A 5,037-nucleotide genomic window follows, 5' to 3' on the forward strand; every position below is an offset into this window, starting at 1 on the left:
CGTGGCTGGCGGGCCTGCCGCTCGTCATCGGCCTGGTCCTGCCCGGCGCCATGGTCACGGCCGCCATGGTGCGCTGGCTGCGCCGTCGCCTGGGCGGCATGACGGGCGATTGCCTGGGCGCCGCCCAGCAGGTCTGTGAACTGGCCATGCTGCTGGGCGCCGCCGCTGTGCTGATGCGCATGCAATGAACGCTCTCCCAACGCCGCGCCTTTGGCTGGTACGCCATGCCCGCCCCCTGGTGGAGCCCGGCATCTGCTATGGCCGGCTCGACATGGAGGCCGACGCCCAGGCCACGGCCGATGCGGCGCAGGCCCTGCACCTCGCCCTGCCTGCGGATTGTCTGCTGGCGCATTCGCCACTGCGCCGATGCCATCAATTGGCACAGGCCCTGCAGGCATTGCGGCCCGGCCTGGCATCGGCGGCGGACAGCCGCCTGCTGGAGATGGACTTCGGCGATTGGGAAGGCCAGCCATGGGATGCGCTGGACCGCAGCGCCATCGATGCCTGGGCGGCAGACCTTGCCGGGCACGCGCCGGGCCGGGGAGAGTCCCTGGCCGCCATGCTGCGCAGGGTGGACGAGGCCTTGCAGCAGGCAAGGATGTACTCGAAGGACGACGGCGCCGGGCGCGACATCGTCTGGATCACCCATGCCGGCGTGGCGCGCTGCGTGCAATGGCTGATGCGTGAAGGCAACGCCCTGCCTCAGGCGGCCCAGTGGACGCTGCCGGCGCCTGACTTTGGCGGCTGGCTGGTATTGGAACTGCAGCCGCCGCATTGACCGGACTCAGCGCTTGTCGGGCAGGGACAGCTGCAGCGTGATGGAGGCGGGGCCATCGACGCTGGGGCCCAGGCGCGCCTCGCGGCCCGAGACCGACTGCAGCACCACGCCCTCTTCCACGGCACGCCCCACGCGAAACGGCTTGGCCGGCTGGTTGCCCACGGCGATGACCGCCGCGCCGCCGCCGCTGTCGCGACCGGCCAGCACACCCACCAGCGCATAGCGCGAGACCACAGGCGCCGCGACGGGCACAGCAACACCCTGAGCAGCGGCCACGCCCCCCAGGGCCTGCGCCAGCGCGGGTGCATCGACCTGCAGTGCCTCGGGGGGAGCCGGTGGCACGGGCGCCCCCGCGCCGCCATTGCCCAGGCGCATGGCCCAGAAAGCCACGATGCCGGCCGCCAGCAGCCAGAGCACGAATGTGGCCGCCTTGACGTGCCAGGTCCGGGCCTGGCCCCGGTTCAATGAAAGTGTCACCATCGCGCGATTATGATGGAGCGATATGTCCAATTTGCTGCACCGTTCCATGACCAGCCTTCCCCGCCGTCCGCTGCCTGCCCTGCGCACCGCCGTCCAGCGCGGCTTCACGCTGATCGAGCTGATGGTGGTCCTGGTCATCATCGGCGTGCTGGCGGCCCTGATCGTGCCCAACGTGCTGGACCGCGCCGACGATGCCCGCGTCACGGCTGCACGCACCGACATCACCAACATCTCCCAGGCGCTCAAGCTCTACCGCCTCGACAACCAGCGCTATCCCACGGCCGAGCAGGGCCTGCAGGCCCTGATCATCCGTCCCACGAGCGGACCGCTGCCCAACAACTGGAAGCCCTACCTGGAAAAGCTGCCCAACGATCCCTGGGGCCGCCCGTACCAGTACCTGAATCCGGGCATCAAGGGCCCCATCGACATCATGTCCTTCGGTGCCGACGGCCAGGCCGGCGGAGAGGGCAAGGATGCCGACATCGGCAGCTGGCAGTAAGTCGATGGCCCGGGCGATGGCCCGCAAGCGCCGCGCTGCACCGCACCACAGGCCCGCACTCCCGGCGGGCCTGCCTGCTCTCATGCCCCGCCAGACGGTTGCGCCCACCCTGACCATTCCTTCGCGCGGCTTCACCCTGCTGGAACTGCTGGTGGTCATCAGCATCATGGCGATTGCCGCTGCCGGCGCAAGCCTGTCTCTGCGCAACAGCGGGCAGGCCCAGCTGGAACGCGAGGCCGAGCGCCTGGCCGCACTGCTGGAATCGGCCCGCGCACAGGCACGAGCCAACGGCGTGCCCGTGCGCTGGCGGCCCATGCCGCAGGGCTTTCGCTTCGAGGGCCTGCCGGCCAGCGCGCAATTGCCTTCGCAATGGCTGCAGCCCGGGGTGCAGGCACAGCCGGCGACGCCGCTGATCCTCGGCCCCGAGCCACTGATTCCTCCCCAGTCCGTCACGCTGACGCTGCGCGACTCCAACAGCCCGCCGCTGCGCGTGGCCACGGATGGACTGCGGCCCTTTGCCGTGCAATCCCTGCCATGACAGGCATCCACGGACCACGCCGCAGGCACGGCGCGCCAAGGCGCCTGCCGCACGGCTTCACGCTGATCGAGGTCCTGGTGGCCCTGGGCATCGTGGGCATTGCACTGATGGCAGGCCTGCAGGCCACATCGGCCCTGACTCGCAATGCCGAGCGCCAGTCCGAGGTGCTGCTGGCCCAGCTGTGCGCGCAAAACGAACTGGTGCGCCTGCGCCTGTCGCGCCAGATGCCGCCCGTGGGCGACAACAGCTTCACTTGCGAGCAGGGCAGCCGGCAGCTGCAGGTCCAGCTCAGCGTGCGCCCCACGCCCAACCCCAGCTTCCGCCGCGTGGATGCCCTGGTCGTCACGGCCGAGCATCCGGTGCTGCGGGTATCGACCATCGTGGGCCGCTTCTAGATGCGTTTGCGCCCTTTCTCCCGCGCGCAAGGCTTCACCCTGGTGGAGCTGATGGTGGCCATCGCCGTCATGGCCCTGCTGGCCCTGGTGAGCTGGCGCGGACTGGACAGCATGGTGCGCTCGCAGGAGACCATTCGCGCGCGCAACGAGCAGCAGATCGTGCTGCAGACCGTGATCGCCCAGTGGAATGCCGACCTCGAAGCACTGATGCCGCTGGAGCACGCCCAGGTCATCGACTGGGATGGCCAGGTGCTGCGCATGACCCGCAAGAGCAGTGCCGCCGTGGACGATGGCGCCGTGGTCGTGGCCTGGGCCCGCCGCCAGACAGCCGGACGCGACCAGTGGCTGCGCTGGCAGTCGCCACCGCTGCGCACGCGCGCCCAGTGGCGCGAGGCCTGGAACCAGGGGGCGCAATGGGGACGCAATCCTTCGGACGACCAGCGCCGCCGCGAAACCGTGCTGCTGCCCCTGGACCAGTGGCGCCTGTACTACTACCGTGACAACGCCTGGAGCAACCCGCAGTCCAGCGGCTCGGACAACGGCACGGGCACGCCCAATCCACCATCCGGCGGCACCAACAGCAGCGCACAGCTGCCCGCGATTCCTGACGGCATACGCGTCGAACTGACCCTGCCGCCCGACAGCGCCGTCCCCGGCCGCGTCACCATGGACTGGGTCAACCCCCTGCGATCCAACAGCCGATCATGATGCGCGCACCCCGCACCCTGCCCGTCCGCCGCCGCCATCGCGGCGTGGCCCTGCTGGCCGCCATGCTCACGGTCACGCTGGTCGCCACCTTTGCTGCCACCGCGCTGTGGCAGCAGTGGCGCAGCGTGGAGGTCGAGACCGCCGAGCGCAACCGCATGCAGGCCGCCTGGATTTTGCTGGGTGCGCTGGACTGGTCGCGCGTGGTGCTGGCCGAGGATGCGCGCACCAGCCTGCAGGTGGACCACCTGGCCGAACCCTGGGCCGTACCGCTGCAGGAGGCGCGCCTGTCCACCTTCCTGGCGGCGCAGAACAACGTCAGCCAGGTCGATGACGGCATGGCCGACATGCAGGACGCCTTTCTCTCGGGCCAGATCATCGACCTGCAGTCGCGCCTGAACCTGCGCAACCTGCTGGGCGCGCCCGACAAGCCCGAAACCCTGCGCCCGCTGGCACGCCTGCTGGAACGCCTGAACCTGCCCCCTGCCTATGCCGCCCAGATCGTCCAGGCCCTGCGCGCAGCGGCCACCGCCGGCGAGGGCGCGCAGTTCCTGATGCCGCGCACGCTGAGCCAGCTCGGCTGGCTGGGATTGCCGCCCGAGGTCGTCTCGCGCCTGGAGCCCTACATCACCCTGCTGCCCGAGAACACGCCCGTCAACCTCAACACCGCCAGCGCCGAAGTCATCTGGGCCAGCGTGGAGGACCTGACCTGGTCCCAGGCCAGCCAGTTGGTGCAGCTGCGCGCATCGCGCCCGCTGCGCAGCCTGGCCGATGCCTCCAACGCGCTGGGCCTGCCGCAGAAATTCGAGGGACAGAACCTGTCGGTCGCCACCAGCTTCTTCGAGGCGCGTGGCCGCATGCGCCTGGGCGAGATCGTGGCCAGCGAACGCTCCATGTTGCGGCGCAACAACATGACAGTCACTACCATCTGGCGCGAGAGGGGGGACTGGGGATTGCCCGAAGCTCCCGCGCCGTGACAGATGCCTGTCACACTCGGCCCCTACAATGCCCGCTTCCGTCCATGAGCACCTTGATTCTTCATCTGCCTGCGGGCCCCGCTGGCGAATACGCCTACGCACTCAGCAGCGACGGCCTGCGCGCCGACCGGCATGGCCACGCCGCAGCAGGCCTGCTGCCCGATCCTGGCCGCACCGGCCAGACGGTTGCCGTGGTGCCGCACCAGGCCTTGTCCTGGCATCTGGTCAGCCTCCCCCATGGCGTGCCTACGGGGAGCCGGCGTGGACATGTGCGCCTGCGTGCCGTGCTCGACGGGCTGCTGGAAGAGCGCCTGCTCGACGACCCCTCCCAACTGCATCTGGCGCTGCAGCCTCAGGCACGCGCGGGCGAGCCCTGCTGGGTTGCCGCCTGCGACAAGGCCTGGCTCCATGCCCATCTGCAGGCCCTGGAGACCGCAGGCCGGCCCGTGGGCCGCATCGTGCCCGAATGCCCGCCCCAGTCCACGCCCCAGCTGTGGGCCGTGGGCACACCTGAATCGGCCTGGCTGCTGGCCACCGGCCTGAGCACGGCCCCGCAAGGCATGGACTCGCTGGCCTGCCTGCCGCTGCGCACCGACAGTGCCGACCCCGCCATGCTGGCCGCCCTGCTGCAGGCCCTGCCCCCCGACACCCCGATCCAGACGCGG

The 5,037-nt window shown here is 70.3% G+C and carries 9 protein-coding genes; 8 read left to right on the plus strand and 1 reads right to left on the minus strand.

Features of this window, described 5'->3' with window-relative positions; genetic code table 11:
* Both L995_RS00090 and L995_RS00095 read left to right on the plus strand, forming a co-directional pair.
* The coding region (locus tag L995_RS00090) for an adenosylcobinamide-GDP ribazoletransferase (RefSeq protein ID WP_047467933.1) at positions 1–188 on the plus strand (188 nt) is incomplete at its 5' end.
* Entirely contained in the window at positions 185–778 is a 594-nt protein-coding gene (locus L995_RS00095) for a histidine phosphatase family protein (protein WP_047467935.1), read from the plus strand. The genes L995_RS00090 and L995_RS00095, both read left to right, overlap by 4 nt.
* A gap of 6 nt (positions 779–784) precedes the next feature.
* On the opposite strand, the gene L995_RS00100 is transcribed toward L995_RS00095, so the two are convergent.
* The gene (locus tag L995_RS00100; RefSeq protein ID WP_016448728.1) at positions 785–1,258 is read right to left on the minus strand and encodes a type II secretion system protein N; all 474 of its coding nucleotides are present in this window, start codon (positions 1,256–1,258) and stop codon (positions 785–787) included.
* A 22-nt stretch (positions 1,259–1,280) separates the two neighbouring features.
* Between L995_RS00100 and gspG the strand changes: the two genes are divergently transcribed.
* The 6 genes from gspG to L995_RS00130 form a co-directional block, all read left to right on the plus strand.
* Positions 1,281–1,757 carry a type II secretion system major pseudopilin GspG gene (gspG, locus tag L995_RS00105; RefSeq protein ID WP_016448729.1) on the plus strand — a complete coding sequence of 159 codons (477 nt, stop codon included), beginning with the start codon at positions 1,281–1,283 and terminating at the stop codon, positions 1,755–1,757.
* Between the two features lie 82 nt (positions 1,758–1,839).
* Complete coding sequence (locus tag L995_RS00110) at positions 1,840–2,295, plus strand: GspH/FimT family pseudopilin (RefSeq protein ID WP_047467942.1); 456 nt, start codon at positions 1,840–1,842, stop codon at positions 2,293–2,295.
* Complete coding sequence (gene gspI, locus L995_RS00115) at positions 2,292–2,690, plus strand: type II secretion system minor pseudopilin GspI (RefSeq protein WP_016448731.1); 399 nt, start codon at positions 2,292–2,294, stop codon at positions 2,688–2,690. Before L995_RS00110 ends, gspI begins: the two co-directional genes overlap by 4 nt.
* Positions 2,691–3,398 carry a prepilin-type N-terminal cleavage/methylation domain-containing protein gene (locus tag L995_RS00120; protein WP_043790035.1) on the plus strand — a complete coding sequence of 236 codons (708 nt, stop codon included), beginning with the start codon at positions 2,691–2,693 and terminating at the stop codon, positions 3,396–3,398.
* A complete protein-coding gene (gspK, locus tag L995_RS00125; RefSeq protein ID WP_016448733.1) occupies positions 3,395–4,372 on the plus strand; it encodes a type II secretion system minor pseudopilin GspK in 978 nt (325 codons plus the stop codon). Before L995_RS00120 ends, gspK begins: the two co-directional genes overlap by 4 nt.
* 44 nt (positions 4,373–4,416) lie before the next feature.
* Positions 4,417–5,037 (plus strand): type II secretion system protein GspL (locus L995_RS00130; protein WP_047467947.1); only part of this gene is annotated, 621 nt, incomplete at its 3' end.

This window comes from Delftia sp. ZNC0008 (assembly GCF_000799035.1).
GTDB lineage: Bacteria > Pseudomonadota > Gammaproteobacteria > Burkholderiales > Burkholderiaceae_C > Comamonas > Comamonas tsuruhatensis.

What these genes read in the sequence shown, in the direction of transcription:
- L995_RS00095 (WP_047467935.1), top strand. Translation starts at nt 185, where the DNA reads ATGAACGCTCTCCCAACGCCGCGCCTTTGGCTGGTACGCCATGCCCGC.
- gspK (WP_016448733.1), top strand. Translation starts at nt 3,395, where the DNA reads ATGATGCGCGCACCCCGCACCCTGCCCGTCCGCCGCCGCCATCGCGGC.
- L995_RS00110 (WP_047467942.1), top strand. Translation starts at nt 1,840, where the DNA reads ATGCCCCGCCAGACGGTTGCGCCCACCCTGACCATTCCTTCGCGCGGC.
- gspG (WP_016448729.1), top strand. Translation starts at nt 1,281, where the DNA reads ATGTCCAATTTGCTGCACCGTTCCATGACCAGCCTTCCCCGCCGTCCG.
- L995_RS00100 (WP_016448728.1), bottom strand. Translation starts at nt 1,258, where the DNA reads ATGGTGACACTTTCATTGAACCGGGGCCAGGCCCGGACCTGGCACGTC.
- gspI (WP_016448731.1), top strand. Translation starts at nt 2,292, where the DNA reads ATGACAGGCATCCACGGACCACGCCGCAGGCACGGCGCGCCAAGGCGC.
- L995_RS00120 (WP_043790035.1), top strand. Translation starts at nt 2,691, where the DNA reads ATGCGTTTGCGCCCTTTCTCCCGCGCGCAAGGCTTCACCCTGGTGGAG.